This window comes from Lacinutrix chionoecetis, assembly GCF_053604665.1.
Genome location: NZ_JBSHNQ010000071.1, coordinates 129,818 through 151,043, shown reverse-complemented (window position 1 = coordinate 151,043; position 21,226 = coordinate 129,818). Strand labels below are relative to the sequence as shown.

24 protein-coding genes are annotated in these 21,226 nt (G+C 36.7%); all 24 read left to right on the top strand.

The window, feature by feature from the left end:
- Positions 1-20: 20 nt before the first annotated feature.
- The gene (locus ACVC43_RS06175; protein ID WP_452223704.1) at positions 21-3,347 is read left to right on the top strand and encodes an AAA domain-containing protein; all 3,327 of its coding nucleotides are present in this window, start codon (positions 21-23) and stop codon (positions 3,345-3,347) included.
- Between the two features lie 12 nt (positions 3,348-3,359).
- On the top strand, positions 3,360-4,364 hold the full coding sequence (locus ACVC43_RS06170) for a hypothetical protein (protein ID WP_452223703.1): 1,005 nt from the start codon (positions 3,360-3,362) through the stop codon (positions 4,362-4,364).
- A gap of 8 nt (positions 4,365-4,372) precedes the next feature.
- The gene (locus ACVC43_RS06165) at positions 4,373-5,950 is read left to right on the top strand and encodes a hypothetical protein (protein ID WP_452223702.1); all 1,578 of its coding nucleotides are present in this window, start codon (positions 4,373-4,375) and stop codon (positions 5,948-5,950) included.
- The gene (locus ACVC43_RS06160; RefSeq protein WP_452223701.1) at positions 5,947-8,640 is read left to right on the top strand and encodes a hypothetical protein; all 2,694 of its coding nucleotides are present in this window, start codon (positions 5,947-5,949) and stop codon (positions 8,638-8,640) included. The genes ACVC43_RS06165 and ACVC43_RS06160 overlap by 4 nt, the downstream gene beginning before the upstream one ends.
- A gap of 2 nt (positions 8,641-8,642) precedes the next feature.
- Positions 8,643-8,903 (top strand): hypothetical protein, encoded by a 261-nt coding sequence (locus tag ACVC43_RS06155; RefSeq protein WP_452223700.1) that lies wholly within the window; start codon positions 8,643-8,645, stop codon positions 8,901-8,903.
- Positions 8,896-9,984, top strand: a complete 1,089-nt coding sequence (locus ACVC43_RS06150; protein WP_452223699.1) for a hypothetical protein — start codon at positions 8,896-8,898, stop codon at positions 9,982-9,984. Before ACVC43_RS06155 ends, ACVC43_RS06150 begins: the two co-directional genes overlap by 8 nt.
- 94 nt (positions 9,985-10,078) lie before the next feature.
- A complete protein-coding gene (locus ACVC43_RS06145; RefSeq protein ID WP_452223698.1) occupies positions 10,079-10,531 on the top strand; it encodes a hypothetical protein in 453 nt (150 codons plus the stop codon).
- A gap of 3 nt (positions 10,532-10,534) precedes the next feature.
- Complete coding sequence (locus ACVC43_RS06140) at positions 10,535-11,500, top strand: hypothetical protein (RefSeq protein WP_452223697.1); 966 nt, start codon at positions 10,535-10,537, stop codon at positions 11,498-11,500.
- The gene (locus ACVC43_RS06135) at positions 11,500-12,429 is read left to right on the top strand and encodes a zonular occludens toxin domain-containing protein (RefSeq protein ID WP_452223696.1); all 930 of its coding nucleotides are present in this window, start codon (positions 11,500-11,502) and stop codon (positions 12,427-12,429) included. Before ACVC43_RS06140 ends, ACVC43_RS06135 begins: the two co-directional genes overlap by 1 nt.
- Positions 12,430-12,594: 165 nt before the next feature.
- Positions 12,595-12,765 (top strand): hypothetical protein, encoded by a 171-nt coding sequence (locus ACVC43_RS06130; RefSeq protein ID WP_452223695.1) that lies wholly within the window; start codon positions 12,595-12,597, stop codon positions 12,763-12,765.
- Positions 12,766-12,839: 74 nt separating this feature from the next.
- Positions 12,840-13,751: a hypothetical protein gene (locus ACVC43_RS06125; RefSeq protein WP_452223694.1), complete on the top strand. Its 912-nt coding sequence runs from the start codon at positions 12,840-12,842 to the stop codon at positions 13,749-13,751.
- Positions 13,752-13,850: 99 nt separating this feature from the next.
- Positions 13,851-14,492, top strand: a complete 642-nt coding sequence (locus ACVC43_RS06120; RefSeq protein ID WP_452223693.1) for a hypothetical protein — start codon at positions 13,851-13,853, stop codon at positions 14,490-14,492.
- Complete coding sequence (locus ACVC43_RS06115) at positions 14,482-15,111, top strand: hypothetical protein (RefSeq protein WP_452223692.1); 630 nt, start codon at positions 14,482-14,484, stop codon at positions 15,109-15,111. Before ACVC43_RS06120 ends, ACVC43_RS06115 begins: the two co-directional genes overlap by 11 nt.
- A gap of 1 nt (position 15,112) precedes the next feature.
- A complete protein-coding gene (locus tag ACVC43_RS06110; protein ID WP_452223691.1) occupies positions 15,113-15,694 on the top strand; it encodes a hypothetical protein in 582 nt (193 codons plus the stop codon).
- Positions 15,669-15,896, top strand: coding sequence for a hypothetical protein (locus ACVC43_RS06105; RefSeq protein ID WP_452223690.1), 228 nt, complete (start codon positions 15,669-15,671; stop codon positions 15,894-15,896). Before ACVC43_RS06110 ends, ACVC43_RS06105 begins: the two co-directional genes overlap by 26 nt.
- Positions 15,897-15,901: 5 nt before the next feature.
- The gene (locus tag ACVC43_RS06100) at positions 15,902-16,369 is read left to right on the top strand and encodes a hypothetical protein (RefSeq protein ID WP_452223689.1); all 468 of its coding nucleotides are present in this window, start codon (positions 15,902-15,904) and stop codon (positions 16,367-16,369) included.
- Between the two features lie 62 nt (positions 16,370-16,431).
- Entirely contained in the window at positions 16,432-17,127 is a 696-nt protein-coding gene (locus tag ACVC43_RS06095) for a hypothetical protein (RefSeq protein WP_452223688.1), read from the top strand.
- Complete coding sequence (locus ACVC43_RS06090; RefSeq protein ID WP_452223687.1) at positions 17,120-18,646, top strand: YncE family protein; 1,527 nt, start codon at positions 17,120-17,122, stop codon at positions 18,644-18,646. Before ACVC43_RS06095 ends, ACVC43_RS06090 begins: the two co-directional genes overlap by 8 nt.
- The gene (locus ACVC43_RS06085; protein ID WP_452223686.1) at positions 18,630-19,067 is read left to right on the top strand and encodes a TIGR02594 family protein; all 438 of its coding nucleotides are present in this window, start codon (positions 18,630-18,632) and stop codon (positions 19,065-19,067) included. The genes ACVC43_RS06090 and ACVC43_RS06085 overlap by 17 nt, the downstream gene beginning before the upstream one ends.
- 58 nt (positions 19,068-19,125) lie before the next feature.
- Positions 19,126-19,569, top strand: a complete 444-nt coding sequence (locus ACVC43_RS06080; protein WP_452223685.1) for an N-acetylmuramoyl-L-alanine amidase — start codon at positions 19,126-19,128, stop codon at positions 19,567-19,569.
- 2 nt (positions 19,570-19,571) lie between these two features.
- Entirely contained in the window at positions 19,572-19,754 is a 183-nt protein-coding gene (locus ACVC43_RS06075; protein WP_452223684.1) for a hypothetical protein, read from the top strand.
- A 4-nt stretch (positions 19,755-19,758) separates the two neighbouring features.
- Positions 19,759-20,205 (top strand): hypothetical protein, encoded by a 447-nt coding sequence (locus tag ACVC43_RS06070; protein ID WP_452223683.1) that lies wholly within the window; start codon positions 19,759-19,761, stop codon positions 20,203-20,205.
- Entirely contained in the window at positions 20,202-20,690 is a 489-nt protein-coding gene (locus tag ACVC43_RS06065; protein ID WP_452223682.1) for a hypothetical protein, read from the top strand. The genes ACVC43_RS06070 and ACVC43_RS06065 overlap by 4 nt, the downstream gene beginning before the upstream one ends.
- 1 nt (position 20,691) lies before the next feature.
- Positions 20,692-21,213 carry a hypothetical protein gene (locus tag ACVC43_RS06060; RefSeq protein ID WP_452223681.1) on the top strand — a complete coding sequence of 174 codons (522 nt, stop codon included), beginning with the start codon at positions 20,692-20,694 and terminating at the stop codon, positions 21,211-21,213.
- Positions 21,214-21,226: the final 13 nt, after the last annotated feature.

The window sequence follows — 21,226 nt, the reverse complement described above, 5'->3', positions numbered from 1 at the left end:
ACTAACACAACCAACCTATTATGCCAATTAAATTTTATCGTGTCAACAAAGAAACTACTCACGAAAATGAGTATTTCAGGAGTCTAGCCATCAAACTACATAAACATCATAGCGAAAAAGAAGCCAAAGGACTTCACGTTTTAATTGTGAATTTAAGCGTTAATGGTCATCAATTAGATGCTGTTTATATTTCTCACGGACAAATTACTGTTATAGATTTTAAGGATTATGGTGGTGAACTAAGCTTTAGTGAAAATGGTCAATGGAGTATGGATTCTGAAGAGAGCGGAACCGTATTTGTAAGTGGTGGCGCTAGAATGCGAAATCCTTTTCAACAGGTTCGTGCATATAAGTTTTCACTTTTAGAATTTTTAAACTTACACTCGAAAGATTTTCTAGACGATAACCATCAGATTGATTTGGGACATATAAGTGCTTTTGTCAACTTTCAAAAACCCGTTAAATACGAAGAGAAAGATATACCTAAGAATGCGATTAGGTGGTTTAAAGTTACAGACGTTAATACGATTATACCTTCGTTAGATGACAGGAATAGTGAAAAACTCAACCTTACTGACATTGAAATTGAAAAACTTGTAAACTGTTTGGGCATAAACGATGAAATGTTGTTTGATCCAGAAAATACAATTGACCAACCTGTTAATAGATCCTTAGATCCAGGCAGGCTCAGTATAATACTTAAACATCTGGCGGATACAACAGGTTGGGAGCCACATAAAAAAATCTTACAATATTATCTTACCCTTGTAAGGGCAGAACGCTATAAAGCTAGTGATCTACTAGAAAAAGTAATTGCAGATAATATTAGCTTTAACCAAGCTAACTTTCAAATTCAACTAGAGAATTATCCAGATTTTTTGTCGGCATACATCGAAGATGGTGCCCAGCAATGGTCTAAAGATGTATTTGTTGGCATAAACGTCTTAGTAGGAACTAGCCTAGTACCGCTATTTTATAAAGTTATTTCTAGGAGCGGCATTACAGAAGACTATAGCATAGAAATTAACCAAGAAGATACTGAACTTTACGTACCTAGTCTGGAAAAAATGCAACTAGCTGAAGATGTTTTAGAGACTATTCAATCTAAACTTGCTGTTACTAAAACTTTAGATGAAAAGCTATCTATTATACGTGAAGAAATAAATACTGTAGTAGAGCTTTCATCAAGTGTAACACTAGCGCTGCATCAGGAAGGTTTATACAGTGCACAGTTAATGAGTGAATTACGAAAATTAATAAAAGTTGAATTGGATGATAGTAGCTTATTCAAGCAACTTCTTTTAAATAATCCCATTCATAAAAATAATTCGCCTATTCTTCCGTCTCCCGTATTGAGTGTTAGCCCTCTTAATAATTCTCAAAAGCGAGCGGTTGCACTAGCATTCAAACAACCTATTGCAGTTATAACTGGTCCTCCTGGAACAGGAAAATCACAAGTGGTTTTAAACATAATGGCAAATGCTTTATACAATAATATAAAGTGTCTGTTTGTAAGTAGAAATCATAAAGCTGTAGATACTGTAAATGAAAGATTTGATGATCTTGTTTCGAGTCCCTATCTTCTAAAATTTGCTGGCAGCAGAAGTATAGATGAAGATGTAAAACCTGCGATTACGGCTCTTACTAACAGAATGCAGAGTATAGACGAATCTATAGACATTGAATTTCAGGCAAAAAATAAACAAATTAAAGAACTCTTAAGCAAAAACAATAAGAAGAAGAATCTTCCTCAAGAAATCGAGACTCTCGAGATAAAAGTACAGTCTCTTGAAAAAGAAATAATATTAGCTAAAAGCAAGCTAGATAATTTGGGTACTAATGTTGACGACTGGGATTTTTTAATAAAAAACAGCAACAGACTCAATTATAGAAATTCAGATTTGAAAAACTTAAAAAGTCAATTGGAAAGTTATCCTGTTGATTTTCTGAGCAATATATTTCGAAAGGGTAAAAAAAGAAAAATTGATATTGCGCTTACACAGTTTCGCGAAAATTTACCATCAGAATTAGAAAAGCTAGTTGATGATAAAGCTCCTTTAAAAGTTAATGGAGTAGCCATTCAAGTCTCTGGGATGAAATTTTTAAACGAAATTGAAAAGTTTAAAAATAAACAAGATGCTTATAGCTTAAAGTTAGTGAAAGCTACTAATGAATTGAAAGAGCTGGAAAGTGAACTTGAGAAAGAAAGATTACTGCTAAATACTGCGACCAAAAGTTTAGCACACCTTAATGAAGAATTACACGATTTTGATACTGCTCATCAGGAATTATCAAAGCAAGTTTTGCAATCATTGATTGAATTAAAAATATCAAATTCTGATGGAGATTCTTTAATAAGCTACCGTGATTTTCTGCCTGCAAAAAATGCCTGGCAGCACAACGAAATAGAACGATTAAAAGTTGTACAGTCTGGAGCTATTAAATCACTAAATCTAGTTACCGCAGTAAGCTTATCTGTTCGGAATGCGTTTACATTAAGCCCAGAAATATTTGATATGGTAATCGTAGATGAAGCTTCGCAATGTGATTTAGCATCTTTATTACCAGTGATTTATAGAGCTAAACGTGTTGTGATTTTAGGCGATCCTAATCAACTGCCACATATAACAAACATTACTAGATCGGAAGCCAATTACGTTGCAACTAAATATGACATTGGTAAGCATCAAGTTCAGTTTGCTAGCAAATCACTATTTGATTACGTCGATGATTTATCTAAAAGGTCAAATTTTAGATCAATAATGTTAAACGAACACTATCGCTGTCATCCAGATATTATAAAATGGTCTAATGAGAACATTTATAAAACAACTCTAGGACAAATAATGACCATAAAGACTTCACCAGAACAATATGATATTAGTGGAAAAGGTTTTCATTGGGTTGATATTTCTGGAAATATGGATAATGAAAATAATACCAATGAGAATCAAGCCTTAGCAACTAAAAAACTGTATGAACAAATACGAACTAACAACCCAGGTAAAACAATAGGGATCATTGCACCATTTCGTAAACAAATAAATCTTTTGGAATTGAAAATTGGGTCTAACGATAAGCTATTAAAAATTGATACAGTGCACAAATTTCAAGGTGACGAGAAGGATATAATTATTTTTAATACCGTTGTAAGTAGTAATTCAGCCAAATCAAAAATGGACTTTATCAATAGAAAAACCTATTTGTTAAATGTTGCAATTACGCGAGCCAAAGGAGCTCTTTATATTATTGGTGATTTAAATGCGCTTTCAAGTAATGGAACACCACGAACAGCTCTAGAAAAATTAGCTAGCTATTCAGATCAATTGAGTGAACTTAAAGAATAGTTGAAAATTCTAATGATTGAAAAAATAACCCAAGCCATCAAAAACTTCGACATAGCTTCTCTAAACGAGCTGCTCGATGATGACAAACCCTATCAAGACGTATCAAAATCACTATTTCTTAAAACGCTAGAGAAAAAATTTAACCAAGCTAAAAAGGATGATTGTCACGGTTTTGATGATGTGTTTTTTGGTATTTGTGAATCCTGTAATAAAGGTTGTGAAGGGATGACTTTTCTATCTAATTCTGGATACTACCTAGACCTTTTTATAGAGAGCAAAGACAATAAAACTGCTGATGACATTTACGTATGCAATAAGCTTACTAATTTTACGGATCTTGAAAAATCTATGGACTTAGGCTTTAGTTTTAGAAAAGATGAATACTATTACTTTAAGCCTACTGCAGAATACCTCATTATAAAAAAAGAATACAATGCGTTGCTCAATCAAATAACTGCAATTAGCAAACCTATTAAAGTAGATGAGTTAAAGAATTGGTATTACGACAACTTCAACTACTTAAGCAAGACAATTAATGGTTTTGGTCCATTTGAATGTTTTGACTACAATTTATATAGCGATGCTTATAGTTTAACTAGTCAAGTAGAACGTGTATTTGAGATGTCTAAAGTGCAAGACCAAGCCACTGAAAGTCTGATTCAGTATCAAAATTGCAAAACGGAAAGAGAAAGATTGATTTGGTTCTTCAAAAACCAAAAGCATCATTATGGCTCCACCTATTATGAGTTTCCAGAGAATTGGAAAACAAATACAATCATATCCTACAGAAAGAAACAAGTCGAATTAGAATTAGATATTGCAGGATATGAATTTGTTATGGATTACTTTTTAATACTAGATAAGCTATATGATGAACTCATAGAAAAATACAAACCCTTACCAGAGCACTTTGAGGCTTCAGAAAATGGAAGTGTTCAGTACTTGTTAGAGAACTATTTGAGATTGCATAATAAGCATCTAGATGTAGTGAAGGAGTATGGAAGAAAAGGATATTAAGTCAAGATATGAGTATAAGACAATTTGAAACCGCACAGGTAAAAGCACCATTTTTGGGCAAACCACATTACCCAATATCAGGTCTAGATCAACTAGGGTTGAATCTTACAAGTGAGCGTATTTTTGACTTACTATTACCTGGACTTAATAACGTAACTGGTCGCATACGTTATTATTCTTTTTATTGTTGGTTTTTTGATTGGTATGCTTCTCAAGTTAGAACAACATCTAGAAGTAAACAAAACAACTACCTAAGAAGAGCAGAGTTTTTACTATCATTAGTAGCTGCACATAAAGAATTAGGTGGTGTTCCTGGAATCACTAAAGCATTATCGATTTATGCCGAAAGTGATGAGAAAATTGATTTAACTAAAGGGACGCAGGAAGGATCTAAAAGTGATGGTTCTTATTGGAAAAATCCACGAGGAGTGCTTGGTCAGTATTACATAAGCTCTATAAAACAGATGGGGATTTTAGGGGATCAGGGCGACAAGGAAGGATTATACATTCGTACTGATTTTCAACACGAAACTAAAATTTCTGGTAAACAGTTAGCCGATGCCTTTAGGTTGAATATTTCTAATACGTCTCACGTTTTCGCGAAAGCGATAGAAAACAACTTTATTACTAAGACTGAGCTAGAGCTATTGAGTAGTCAGTTTAATATGCTAAGTATTCCTGAAAATAGCGAAGAACAACAGCTATTGTGGCAGCTGTTTTCTGGTGTAGACCGTCCCAAAGAAAAGAATGAAACTTATTTCAGAAAAGACACAATAAAACTACTGTTGTCTAATGTAGATGTAATTGATAGCGAGGTAAAATATGAACAATTAAATGTTCCTTTTTCCATTTATAGTGATGGATGGAAAGACGATTACTCTACCTCACAAAAACTTTGGTATTTCTTTATTATTGAACAATTCTGGAGTGTTTCGTGTACAGGGTGTTTAGATGCTTTTCTCAAAATTCTGGATGAACAATCCAAGAATAATTGGATAGACGAGATTGAATTAGTAGATCATATTGTATCAAAAGTTCTGGACTTATTTGAAACAGAAGGTGTAAATGTAGAGTCTGATTTATTTTTTGGAATTCCTTTTATGGAATATACAATTGAAGAATTAGTCTATCACTCAAAAAGTGAACCTGATCCCTATATCAAAATATCATTTTCCCTTTGCGCAATCCAAAAATTAGTTCTTGAAAATAGCGAAAGTAAAGATGCTCTTTTAAAAATATCAAATAGGTTCAAGATACATACAGCCAGTAGCTTCCTTGTTTCTTATGTTGACTTTAAATCCAAGGAAGATCTAACAATTTCAGAATTTATCAGATATTTTATCACTCGTAATGTTATCAATAGACACCACTTTGTAGCATTGCGAAAACTTAATGCTACTCAGAACAGTGCTAAGTTTTATAGAGAAGATGGTATGATTAGATTAGTGGATCATTTTATATATGACTACTCTTCTCCGAGAATACATACACTCGTTGACTTTATGAGAGATCTAAGTATTATTGAAGAAGACAGTACTGCTCTAACACAAAAAGGACAAGAACATTTAAAAATGCTTGCCCAATGAAAATAGAAAGATCTAATATTCTCGAGCTCATAGGAACTGGTAAGAACAAGTACCATAGTTGCGTTATTACAAGCTACAGTATCGACCTCGCATTTTTTGAACAACTCATATTACCTAGATTACGCGGCGCAGGAATTACTAATATTAATCTTTTTGTAGATGCATCAATGTTAGAAAAATATCTTGCGTCACATTTAGGAGATAGTCTTAATAAATTCAAAGCAAATTATAGTATTACACCAATTAGTATTTCAGGAGCATTTCATCCTAAAATGCTCTTTTTAGCAGGAAAGGATAAAGGTTATTTAGCCATAGGTAGTGGTAATATTACTTCGAGTGGCCTGCTATACAACGATGAAATATGGTCATCATTTTACACGTCAAAAGAACGATTGAGTGCACAGCCTATTTTTAAATCTGCTTGGCAATATATTCAATCACTATCGTCCCACAGCTTAGGTATAAACCTTACTAAGATTAATTGGATTACACTGCATTCGCAATGGATATCAGAGTTAGAAAGTAGTCAAGAAAATATAGCTAACATTAAGGGTGTAGAGTACAGTATGTTTTATACCCGAACTTCAAAGTCTCTTTACAGTGAGGTTATAAGTACGCTTTCGCGAAAGCCTAAAAGCATCAAAATAATTTCACCTTATTACAATAAGTCTGGAGCCTTTTTACAAAGACTTATCGATGATTTATCGCCTGAAGAAATGCATTGTTGTGTTGATACTAGCAATGGTATTCTACCTGTAAACTTCACATCAAGTATTTGTCAATTTTCTGATTGGAAAGATGTTATCAATACAGAAAACTCTAAGAGCATTCAAAGACTTCACGCAAAGATTATACAAATAGAATATAAAGATGAAACAGTATTTATTTTAGGAAGCGCAAATGCAACCTTGGAGGCTTATGGAATAAGTAATCGAGCCTTTAAAAATGATGAAGCTATAATTACTATACGAACCGAAAAAGCGAAAGACTTTATAAAAGAATTGGGTATTAAAATTCCAAAAGTAGGAAGTCTTGATATTAAAAAGATAGTAAATACAGAATCAGACAATCCAGAAATCACAGCTGATCTATTTAGAATTAAACACGTAGAGTTGAATGATGGCATCATCGAAATTTCATTGAGCAAAAAACTTACCGAAGAATGCGTTCTAAAAACGTTTGATAGTAATAATATCTTGCTTGAGAATATAAATCTATCGTTTAATTCTAAAACCATCCAGACCTCGCTTAAGATCGTTGAAAGAATTTTTAAAGTTGCCTTATATAGTTCAACTACAGAAAAACGTCTCTCAACCTTTGGACTGATTCAAAATGTCAACGCTCTTAAAAAATCTAACCCTGACGAACGCCTTGCTAGATTACAGAGTTTTGAGCACTTAGATATATTTAGTTCTTTAAATTATGAACTGGTATTAGATTTCGTAAATGAAGAACAAGTCTTTAAGGATAGCACGGCGTCACAGGCTCCTTTATTGGTAAGCACTGAAATTGCTCAGGATGAAGGTGAAGTTATTTCTGAAAACGAATACAATAAAAATGCAAGTCTTAGTCTTGATGAGCGAGTGACAAACGATAACATAACTTCAATGGTAGAAGAGTTTTTGGATGTTCTTAAAATACGAGAGAATCCAGAAGAACTGTCAGACAATGCAGAAGAACTGGCTACGGAAGCTGGCGATGACGGTATGGACGAGGAAACGAGTTTAAATCATACCCAATCGTTTATCAATGCAAGTGAAGGTCAACGAATAGGTCGTAAGATTGAGAAAACAATTAAAGCGGTTAGTACTCTAATTGATAATCGAAGGATTAATAAAGTTTCACAGGATACAAAAAGTCTTAATGCACTATTTGTGGGATTTCATATTCTGTTACATTTTTGGGACGAAGTCTATGTTGAAGAACTATCTCAAGTTAAAGTTTACTATAAAGAACTAGACGACTTACACAAATTGGAACGTAAATTTGGATTGAAACGTTTAGAATCACAAATCAACTCTTCGAATTACGAAGTAAGCTATTATGTGGATTACGCTCTTCTATCCCAATTTGTCCTATTTATAGAAAATAGTAATAAAGCCTTTAGATTAGTTAATACTCCTTCAGAGCCTATAAATATTGACCATCCTATTATATCAATAAAATACATCCAAGATTACACGTCTAAAAACTGGATATTTGATTTTATAGATTTAGGCTTAAGTCAAATTATAATAGCATTAAAATCTTCAGAATTTACGGTTGACCAATCTCAAAGACTAAAGTTGATAATACTGAGTAACCAATTAATCAATAAGTTAGTATGGAATAATAAGTTCAGTTACTGGAAGGAATTAATATTACTCAACATTTACGACTCTTTTAATCTGCCTGCATTACAATTTGAAGATCAAGACCCGCTTAGTAAATTATTAGACATCAGTTTTTGCAATGACTATTTAAAATTTAAGCAAGGTTTAGTTGAGAACTCTATAAACGGTACAGAAGTTAATGCTCAACTAGTTAACAGCATTGTTTTTAGTAAGTCTATGGGCTTCGGAATGATTCGTAAAGTTCTAAAAGATGCAAAATTGGAATTTTATTCACCAATTTTGTCTGACAATTTAAAACAAGACGAAAACGGTGTTTACAAAGAAGTCTACATTAGTAGAAAAGTAAAAGTATTTTAAAAATGAGTTTAATAATAGGAAATTACATTGATAATGTGAAATGTGAATCTTTTCTTGACAAAGAGACTAATAGGATACGCGTAAGACCTTTACCAGGTCAAGATGTGCCTACAACTTTAGTAATTGAATGCCTAAAAAAAATTAGAGAGAAAAATAAAATAGGAACTCATTTTATTGCTGAGAATGTCAAGGTCTGTAAAAAATCTGATGGGCGTATTTACTTGAGAGCAAAGGATCAGGTAATTCATAAAATTGATGACTAAATCTATCCTTAGAAAAGATCTATACAATCAAGTCTGGTCTTTGCCTTTAAATAAGTTAGCCCCAAAGTTTGGCTTAACTCCAACATTACTCAAAACGATTTGTGTAAAAAATAATATCCCACTTCCTGAAGTTGGACATTGGATAAAACTTAAACACAGTGTAGATAAACCTCCAAAACCACTTCCATCACCAGACGAAAATAATCTTATAAATTTCAATCTCTATACAATTGGTATACCAGATAGTCCTCAATCTCGCTTAGCTAAGTTGAAGAGAGAAATTTTAAATGATAAAAATCTTGATTTTACTGTACCTGCTAGGCTTGTTAAACCAGATCCACTAATTGTAGCTGTAAAAACAGGACTCGAAAATTTTCAAAAAGAACGTTACTATACAAAAGGGACTATTGTTTTTGCTAGAGGTGAAACAGTTTCCATAGCTGTAGCAAAGGAGCACATATCTCGAGCCCTTCGTTTTATGGATACGTTCATAAAACTGGTAAAAAAGAGAGGGCACACAATCGAGGTGGACTCGACTACCAAAATCATAGTTAATGGTCAAAAAATAGAAGTTCGCTTTAGAGAAATACTTAAGCGTAAAACCCATCCAGAATATAGTTGGATTACTAGTATGCCTTCTGGAATATTATCATTTAGATTCGATTCAAAAGGTCATTCAGAATGGAGAGATTCTCAAAAGAGACCTCTTGAGCAAAGATTACCAGAAATACTTGCTAAACTTGAATATGTTAGTGAAGAATTAATTGCGTATCAAATCTATCTTGAAAAAGGCTGGGAAAAACAAAGAATACTCAGAGAAAAGGAGCAGAAAATTAAAGCTAAAAGAGATAAAGAGATATCAGACTTTAAGGCCTTAATTAATAATTCTGGTCGTTGGCAGAAATCTGAATCTTTACGAAGGTATTTAAAGGAATACGAAACACGTTTAAAGGAAGAAGATAATTTAAGTTCCGAAGCTGTTGAATGGTTAAGTTGGGCTAAGAAAAAAGCAGATTGGTACGACCCTTTTATTGAAAGCGAAGATGAAACATTTAGAGGTTTAGATAGAGATGAGTTTTGAATAAATCCAAAGTAAATACTCTGTAAATCAATTATAAAAAGACTGTAAAACAACTTTCTATACATTGCCTGTCAAACAATTCGGCACTTGCCCAATGAAAAAGACAGCATACGATTACCACGATTTACAACAGAGTATCGATAGCCTTATCGGGAAGTTCGGACTTCAAAAAACGATTGAAGTTATCGATAGTTTAACCAGTAATACGGAGCTTACTTCACAGGATAAAGAGAAAGTCAAATTACTGCTCGTCTTTATCATTTCTCAAAGCATTGAAGTATTCGATTTAAAGGAAGCTAACTTTTACGATAGTACCGTCCAAGAATATCGTGAGGCGCGTATGTGTTGTTATTTTTTACTGAAGAAATACACAGATTCTAGTTATGCTAAAATCGGAGAAAGCTTTAATCAGTCCAAGCGTGCTATTCTTTACAATTACCACAAGTGCGATGAAATATTATCCATCCCACAGTTCTACAAGCCTTTTGTAGAAAAATTTAAAATCTTAGAAAATAACATCATCAACTTTATTGCTAAGTTGAACTAGCCTATGCAAGATAAAATCGCACAAGAGGTACAAGATGCCTTAACCGCCAGTCCAGAAGAAATCAGCTTTGAACAGTTACAAAACGAAGATAGCAGTCCACTTAACCAACCAGTCATTGAAAAAGATATCGGTGGCGGACGCCCAGTTGAAACAGAAGAAGAAAAACAGAAAAGTTGGAACGTTTGGAAACCAGAAAAAGATGTAAAATCTATAGATGAGTTAGAACCTGGTCAAAGTGGAAATACACAAACCGATTTCCGTAGTACGGTCGAAGAAAATGTTCAAAAGGAAAAGGCACAAGAACCATTAGATGCACCAGAACAGGAAATCAATGGAAACGGCTTTGAGACCCAAGAGGAAGACACAGTTACTGATGAAGATTTTCAAGTACCACTTGCACAAGCTAACCAAGCTGCGGATGCCATACTGGGAATGTCTAACAACGTCCTTGCCGTTGGTGGCGGTTATTTTGTAAAGGTCAAAAAGCATCAAGAGTTTTACGAGTTTGAGGAAATCATTCAGGTTGTAGACCAGCAGAATGAAAAGAATGTCGAGCGCATAAAACTTGACAAGGAAGACCAAGCATTACTTCGTCCATTATTGGCTCAAGTACTTCGTAAGAAAGCAAAAAAGCTTACTCCAGAGCAGCAGCTTATGGGAGCTGTGATTTCAATTTTGATCAAGAAAGCTCAGATAGTTATGGAAGTCCGTGCAGAAAACAACTTACTTGAAAACCGAATTTTGGATATTGTACGACAAGAAAAAGGCTATTCTGAACAAGATGAAGATGATGAGAATTCAGATGATGTTGTACTTGAAGATGATGTTAAAAATAATGATTCCGCTTTCGTGAAAGCGGAAGTAAAACATAAAGAGGCGGAATCTGCCATTCAGAACATCGAAGCAGAAGAAGGAGATGAAGACCTACCCATTCTTGAAGTAGCTGAAGAACAAAAAACAGAAGCCTAATGGAACCGACAAAATCTAACAGAGGTCGCAAACCCATTATCTACAAAAAGGAAGACCTAGAGCGCCAGCCAATGATTATGCTTGTTTGTGGCGAAACAGGTGTCGGTAAGACCTATCGCAACAAGCAAGAAATCAAACATTATATGATGGATAATCTTGTAATGGGAAAGAAAGGTCGCAAGGTGCTCGCTTTTGATACTAACGACGATGATTACCCACAATTCAGAACAGTAAGCCCAAACCATTTAAAGGCACTCACAAAGGTATCATCACGCAGAATACGTCCATTTAATAGTGATGGTTCGCCTATGGATAATGACGAGAAGAAAGAAGTCATTACCAAAATTATGAAGCACTATAAAAATGGACTCGTCGTACTAGATGATATTGACCATTATATGACAGGTGCAAAAGGACAATCAATGATAGGTGCTTTGTGTACAGTACGTCACAAAGGAATTGACATTGTACTCACACACCAGTCCGTTGCAAAAATTACAACATCTGAATGGCAAAACTGTACGTGGTTACGCTTGCATCATCAAGTAGATGATGTAACGAGATACAGAGAGCGTATTCCTAAATATCAGATGGTGCGTATTGGTCAGCTTATCGTTGATGAACAATATGAATTATGCTCTAATGCCTTTGCAATGGGCAAGATTACAGAGTTAGAATATAAAATTCAGAAAAGCTTTTTCGTTTATGTCAATATGCGAGAGCAACGAATCAAAGGTTGCAGTCGCGCTGCATTTATAAGAGCTTGTAAAAAATTTATTGACCAGGAAGAAAGTCGCAAAGTAAAAATGCTACTTAATGAGCAAGACTTTGATGGGAATAATATTTATAAAACCAAGAATGAGGCTATTGTAAAACTCATTTCAGATAAATTGAGGTATCACGATGATGGGCTTACAAGTCCTTTGTAAAATGCCTAAACCACTAATGAAACGCCTTGACACTCATAGGCGTTTTTTTTATGTCCCAAAGTCCCTTTCGCGACAGCGGAAAAACCAACACTTCACACCAACTTCGCAGTCAACAAAGGTTTAGAGACCTCGCCAAGTAATTAACATCAATTAATCAATAAACGAATGGCAAACAATAAAGACATCGCCTGGACACCAATTTTATATTGTGTGGGAGCTGGCGTCGCTGGACTCGCATTAGGAACATTTTTGGTCGCTCCAATGGTTCAAAAGATGAAAGCAAAAAAGGAAGCTGAAAAGAAGAAAACAGCTATCGCAAGTCCGAAGAAAAAGTAGTGTTTAGAGACGCACGTGGACACCTCAAAAAAGTATAATCCTGTACTGAGTACAGGCAATAAAAGACAATCATAATGAGTGATTATAACGACGAATTAATGCGTTACGAAGAAGCTGCTGAAGACCAGTATGACGACTACGATAACGACGAAATGTACGATGATGATGAAGACGACTTCGATTCTGGATTTGAAGGATTAGAAGACGGCTACGACGACGAGTACGAAGATGAATATGACGATTACGACGACTATGCCGATGAAGGCGAGTACGACGATGACGCCTACGATGATTACACAAAATCAAGCATCGGTAAAATAGACCCTAACGACAGAACGCTTACAGTTGTTGTTACTAACAAATCTGGGGCAGCTGCCGAGGCTGTAATATTTGGTGGTAATGCAGAATCGCCTCAGCCTAATGGTGTGGTGGTTGATATCGAGGAATCGAGTCACAAGGAAGTACGTGAAGAGAGTAAATCAAATCCGTTCAAAATTGCGGGAATGAAGTACTCGGTAAGCAGTCCGTTGCAGTTTGATAACGTCCTACGCATCGACCGTAGAACGGCATCAGGTTCTAAGACCACACGTGTGTACCAACCACGTAATGCGACTTCTCCGCAAAACTTTACACAGTCTCTTATCGATGACGATAACTTTGAGATGGATGTAACAGGTCAGGATTCCCTGCGTGTGATGGTCGAAGATGGTGTGACAGCTGTGTTCACATTTACCATTAAGGCAAGAGCAAATCTTGGAAACTTACTTAAAGGAAGCAACGTCGCAGAACTTTCAAGAGCACCTAGAACAACAGGTTTACCACAGCTGGATTTAATCCGCAGACGTAGACCAACAGCTTTAGGATTACGCAGAAAGCGTAGAGTTCGTAGAGTGCGCAGACGTCCGTCTCCAAGAGTGCGCTACATCCGTAGACCAGTGGCTCGTAAGAGACCTGCGTCACGATTAGTGAGACGTAAAAGACGCTAGTTTTTAGAAACGAGCTTACGACTTTGTACCTAATACCAGACAGCCAGAGTCGGTTTTCCCCCAAACCATACACTCTGGCTGTTTTTATTTCTAAGAACTATGAAACATCAATCAAACGCAACAACGCTAGGTCAAAACAGAATCGACTACATCGTCTACCACAATGCAGATGATGTTTCAGATTTGTTGGAACAATACGGTTTTGAAGCACCAGAAAACCCTAAACACCTTGCCGAAGCTATCAAGGAGCTTGCGCGAAAAAAAGGTCGAAAGGTCATTAAAGAGTTACTGCAATTACATCCTGATAAGGGCGCTATTCTTAAAGTGAGTGCGCCAGACGAGGATAACTTTTGCGGTGCTTGTAGCAATGATTCATACAATACTGAAGGTAATTATTGCCAAAGCTGTGGACATTCTAATTATGCAGGTTCTGGAACTGAGGATAGTTTTCTAAGTCAGTTTGAAAGTTATTCAGATAAAGAACTAGAACGCTATTACCAGACTATTGTTAAGAAGTCCAACGCAAATCCAAAAGACAAGAATCTAGCACAAGAAGTGCAAATGGTTTGGAATGAAATCCGAACCAGAAAGCTTGCCCTCAAAAAGATAGAACAACCCAAAACTGAACCAGCCAAAGGCTTCCGAATTACAAAAGATGAACTACTGCTTTTCGGCGTAGTATTTATCGCAGGAGCATTAGTCGGTCACGGTTTTAAATTCAATTTCAGCAATGTCAAATAAACAATCACAATACAATCAGGCAATAGACAACCTCACTTATTTGGTATTGAACTACCCCAAGCCTGTTCAAGAATTACTTGCTGAAAGCAATGTGTTCTTTCAAGGAAAACCGTCTAAGGAACAACTTATTAATGAAGTTGTAGAACTGCTCAAAGATGGCAATTCCGCTTTCGCGAAAGCGTTAGAAAATTTAATCCAGCGCTTTTCATCACAAGAGAACGACCAGTTTTGGGGTGCAATTGCTAAAGGTGCTGTAGGCATTTTAGGTGGCATATTTAAAAAGAAAAAGCGCCGTAGTTCAACACCAAGTGGGCAATCAGTTCAAGCTAAACTTGCTGCACAAGCGGCGGCTGCCAAACGTGATATGGAAATGCGAATGCAACGTATGCGTGCTGAACAAGAGCAACGACGTCGAGAAGCTGAAGAACGCAGACGACAAGAAGAAGCACGTCGTCGTGAAGAGGCCAAAAAGAAAGCTGAAGCAGCCAAAAAGAAAACCAATATGATGCTGATGATAGGTGGTGGCGTCGTGGTGTTAGGATTAGGAGCAGTAGTATTAATGAAATCGGGACGTCCAGCGCCACTATACGGACAACCACCGATGCCAATGCCACGATAGTATGACAAACACTTACGCACTTACTGATTACGATGTGTACGATGATGAAGATTATGACAACTTTCGAGGCAGACGTCGTCGCAGAAGAAAAGCACGTAGACGCAAAAGGGTAATCTCAAAACGTAGAAAATATGTGAGACCGATTATGGGAAGACCACCAATAAGAAGTATTCCCAGATATATCAAAAAGCGACCGCGAGTAATCAAAGGCCGTCCTATGAAGTTGCCGCGTATTCCAGTAAAAGGTTTGCCTGTGATTCCACGTAAAAAAGGGAAACCAGCAATTATTAAAACGAAGAAACTGCCGATTGTCAAAACCAAAACACCGATAGACCATTTAATCAAAAAGTCTCAGGTAAAAGCAATACGTAAGCCGTTATCTAAAGTTGCAAAAACCGAAGTAAAGCAATTAGAAACTGCTCAAAAGGAAACGATGAAGAAAGCGATAGCGAGCGATAGTAAAACCAGTAAAGTTGTCAAAGTCATCGCAATTGTAGGTGTGGTAGGCGTCACAGGATTCGGTATTTATAAATTCATTCAAAACAAAAAACTAAACGATGGACATATTAGCACAAGTAAATGAAAGTGACGTTCAACAACCAGGAGAAATCAATGAAGGATTTCTTTCAGCATCTATCAAGAATGTAGGAGAAAACAAGGCGCTTGTAAATGGTGTGTTACTCTTTCCTGGAGAAGCAAAGGGTTATCCCTTTGTAGGGAAAGGCTATAAGAAAATAGCCTACGATACAGGAGCAACCACATTACGAATAATGGCAATTTATTAGCATTTATGATTACTGGAGAAACAGAACAATTACTAGACGACCACTTGCAAGAGGAATATGACGACTTCTTTGGTAATAAAAAGAAGCGTCGTGCAAGACGTGCTGCTCGTAAAGCAAAACGACTTCAAAGAAGAACCGTTAGACGTTCTGCACCTAAGCGTATTGAGCGCAAGGCGAAGAGAAAACAGTTTTTTAAAGACGTTGGGCAAGTGTATAATGACATTGGAGGAGCAACGGCAATCGGTGCGGCTATTGATTCATTTACAAAACCAAAATTACCAGATTATGCAAATAGTACAACAGCTGAACCGACGGATTTCTCGATTGACATAGGCGCTCCAGAAGTTCCCGAAGAAGAGAAAAAAGGCATCCCAACCATTGTCTATGTTTTAGGTGGTGTTGCAGTAGTTGGTGTGATAGGTCTCGCCGTAATGAGTAGTAATAAGAATAAACAATATCAGCAATACACGTAGTGATAACGACCATTCCATCAAATAACGAACGCTTTAAAATCAAATTAACTGTCTTGGCGAAGATGCCTTTTCAGTTAGGCATTCGTGTGTATGACCCACGATATGCTAATTCGTATTATTTCCGTAGAAAGGCTGCTTTCGCGAAAGCGAACACAAAAAGAGAATTTGTTATTTCATTACCTGTATCGCCAGAAGTTTTGGAAATGGAAGTCTACGATAAAAACGCAACCGAAGACGATGCTTTTGAAATCATAAACGTAAAGATTGAAAAGATGCCCGCCATTGAAATGTGGGCGACTGATGAGCAACATCGCTTTTTAGAATTTGCAATTCAATTCGCACAAAAGGCAGGTTATGTGCCACCTGGATTTTATGAAAGCCCAGATCACGAGTTTTTATTTCAGTATTTGAGTGCTATCACAGACCCATTTGGCACAGAGCTTATCACGCCAGCGAGAACACATCGTAAGATGCCGAGAGTTCAGATTTCCCAGCGCTTATTCAAGGCTTACACGATTCCCATTCGTGTTGCCATTTTAGCACACGAAGGTTGCCATTGGTTCTTGAATACACGAAGTCAAACCACCGCAGATTTATGTGGAATGAAGCAATATCTGGATTATGGTTTTCCAACGATTGAAGCTGTTTATGCAGTCACAAAAGTATTCGGTAAAAATCCTGAAATGGTCGGTGCGTCTCAAATAGAGCGTACAAAAGATGTTATCAATTTTATAGAAAACTACAGAGCCAATGCGTAATTCAGCATACAATTTTCTCGATAAGCAAGCTGCGATGCGCAAGTATTATAAGCAGCTCCATAGAGATACAGATGTTACCCAAATAACAGTCACAAATCATACCGATGATGTTCGTAAGGTTTGTCTATGGGGTGCAATTTCTTGTGTGCCACTTACTGACCCAATGACTTTGGATGGTCAAGTGAAAGCTACAATAGCTGTTGCAGGACAACCCCAAGCAATGGCTTACAATCCTGTAAATGATAGTTTTTATACGGTCAATCAGTTGGACAATTCAGTTTCTGTAATTAGTTCGGCTGGTGTTTTAGTGACTACGATTCCTTTGAGTACGTCCTTAATGCCAGGAACAATAAGTCCTGTTGATATCGCGGTAAATGATAATCCCAACAGCGCAAATTATGGTGAAATAGCGATTGCGTGTTCTGTTTCTGATGAAGTGGTTTTTATAGATGCTACGCATCAAATCACTAAAAGAGTTGCAACGGATAAACGTCCCGTATCTGTAGTCTATAACAGCTTTGACGATTGTTATTACACAACGAATTTGGTCTTTGGTTCTATCTCAAAAATATGTGCTGTGCGTCGTGTGAATAATCTACCAAGAATCGAGCAAGCACGAAGCATCGGTGTAAATTCGGATAATGGCGATTTATACGTGTTCAGTAGTTTTTCAAAACAAGTACAAGTATTCAATACGCTAGGAAACTTACGTGGAAGTTACGGAACGATAAACACCGAAAGTGTACAATTTCTATTTCATCCTGTTGAAAAGACGATGTACATCTTATCAGATACGTTGGGGCAGATAGATATCCTAGATACGTCAAGATTACGAGCAGTTGCAAAAATAAAACTGGGTAATACACCTATTGCGATAGCCTACAATCTCCATAAACAGTTGACCTATGTAACGACTAGAGACGACCAAAAGATTGTAACCATTAATAGCAAACGTCAAATTGAGGAACGATTTGATTTAACTGATTTTAATCTAGGGCTTGCAATCAGTACCAAAGAGGATATCATCGCTTTGAGTAACTCAAACAACGATACGGTTTCTGTTTTTGGGAATCAAAGTGGTCCTACCGTAACCGTAAATGATGAGTATTACGAATACCGTGAAGACTTTCAACATAACCCAACCTTGATATCACATTTAAAGATTGTGGCTTCAGGCCAAGATAGAATCAATGCCTTACAACTTATTGAGAAATCTGCAACTGGAAAAGAAAGTTGCCAGACGCTCTCATTGAGCAATCATCAAAGTCCGCAGAACTTCGGAAATATTTCTGAGGTATTTGACATTGATGGTGACATCATCGATGGACATTCCATCTGGTGCTTTAAAATTAATCCTAAACAAGTGGTAACCTTTTTGATTTACCACAAACAATTCGAGATGTACAGTCTACTTCCCGAGAAATCAAGAATATCTACTGGTGTCCAAATGAGTAAGGGCATTCCAGTATCGTGGCTCGATAATCCTAAAGACGAGCCACCAAATGAGTCAACTTATTAATATCGCTCTAAGTCAGTACGGTGTTACTGAAATTGTAGGCAATGCACACAATCCTAAAGTCCTCAACTACTTTTCTGAAATAGGACAAAAATGGGTGACTACTGATGAAACTGCTTGGTGTTCTGCCTTCGTCAACTGGGTCGCACTCAAAGCTAACGTAGAACGCAGTCATAAACTAACAGCTCGTTCGTGGCTCAACGTTGGGACTGAAATTAAGGAACCACAACTCAACGACCTTGTGATTTTCTGGAGACATAAAAAGTCTAGCTGGAAAGGTCACGTGGGATTCTTTATAGGTTATACCAAAGACAAAAAATACATCTACGTCTTAGGTGGCAATCAAAACAATCAAGTCAACATCAAAAAATATCCAGCGTATCGCCTTTTGGGCTTTAGACGCTTGGAAACTATAAACCCTTAAAACTACGATTATGGAAAGAGTAGATTACCTCATTATACAAAGCACCGATACTTCTGAAGTGAAGGATTTCGGTAAAGAAGTTATTATCAAACAACACACATCATCGTTACGCGATGGCGGTTTTGGATGGAACCGTCCAGGTATCGATTACCTCATTTTACAAGATGGATCATTGCAAACCATCATTGATGAAGACAGCCCGACGACCACAGATTTATGGGGCATCTCTCACGGTAAAAATGCTGTGACTGGTATTGCTAAACATATAGCCTACGTTGGCGGAAGAACGCTCAAGGAAGCTTGGGATAAGGACACACGTACCGATGAACAAAAGGACGCACTGGCAACTATTGTAAAGTTCTATATACTGCGCTTTCCAGATATCATTATCGCTGGTTTTAATGAAATTCCAGCCAAAGCAGATGAAGATAGTCCTGGTTTTGAAGTAGCAGAATGGCTAAGAGATTTAGACATTCCAGAACGCAATATTTTCAAAAGATAAAAATGAAGACGATACTCACATTAGGTGTAGGTTTTTGGTTAGGACGCCAGTTGTATATCAATTATGATAAACGCACAGCACTTAAAAAAGAAGCCCAACTCAAAGCACGTCTTCAGCAGTTTTTAGAAGACAATAATTTCACTAAAACCGAAAGTAAAAAACAGAGTAATCGCCTCGTAGGATAAACCAATGGCCATACAAATCAATATTGATAACCGCATATTTCTAGTTCCAGAAGCCGATGACCCTTGTGACTTCTGGACAAGTTACTATGCTAAACTCAAAAGTGAGTTAGGTAAAGACAATGCAAAAATGATATGGCTTATCACTTGGAAATCCAACGGCTCAACATCCTGTACCACGAGTCCAAACTTTAATAAATGGCTCAATCAAAATAACCTAAATGTGTCCAATATGGCAACCAGAACCATTGCAGATTTATCTGAAATAGGTGGTAATATTTTCGGATTAGGTAAGAATCTTACCAAGGTCTTATCTATTGGTGTTCCTGTGATTCTTGCCGTGGTTTTGGTCGGAATCATCGTATTACTGCGCAATACTGCAAAAGATGCTAATGTATCAGATTTAGCAATGCTAACGCCAGCTGGTCGTGGCTTAAAACTCTTGGGTAAATGAATTTGGCATACAAAATCATAGGCGTAAGTGTGGGAACACTACTGGTAGGAACGACGGTGCTATCGGTTAGAAAGCGGAATCGTGATACACGCACGAGTAAACTGTTATCTGCGATTCAGGCGCAAATTCAACCGATTTCAAGTGGATTGACCTCTCAAAACGCTTTCGATATTCATTATTTGAATAAGGTATTGCAAGCTGTAAATCGTGAGGTTTTGGTACTCAAAACAAGTACCGCATCACGATATGCAGACCAGATTCACAAGGCTTGGGGAAGTTGGTATGAAGGCGGCGATGATGAAGAAAAAGTATATGGTGTTTTCAGAAGACTAAAGGATAAAGTTCAGGTGTCTCAGGTAGCAAAAGCCTATCAAGAAAACTATTCCAAAAACCTGATTGACACACTCAAAGACCGCTTTGACAAAAGCGAAATAACCATAGTGCTCAACATCATTAAAGCACTACCTAATTACAGAACAGCATAAAATGGAAATCTCAAAAACAGGATGGTGGATGATAGGCGGCGCAGGATTAGGCGTGGTTGGGATAGGTGTTTTTATTACGCTTTCGCGAAAGCGTACACAACAACAATCTACTGCTATATCATCTAGCACGGCAATCGGTAACGGCGTACAGGTCACTACTGGAAATGTAGGAACTACGAAGCAAGAACCGAATTGGAACAGTCCCTTTGATATGAACTATCTGACCGATGTCCAGAAATGGGTAGCACCAAAGGGAATTCAAGTGCTGGACGATGCTTCAGCAAAAAAGCTTGCTGCGATTATCAAGAATGCAAAAGGCACTTTTAACGATGATGAAGATGCTGTAAAGGATGTTTTTGGTAAGAAGTTGAGAGATAAAACACAAGTAGCTAGTCTGTCAAAAGCCTTTTATCAGCTGTATAAAAAAGATATGTGGCAGTATCTCAATAGCTTTTTAAGTCAATGCGAAATGAAGGAATATGTCTCAAAATATGTGAGCAGATTACCAAATTATCAATCATAAAACGAATCAATGA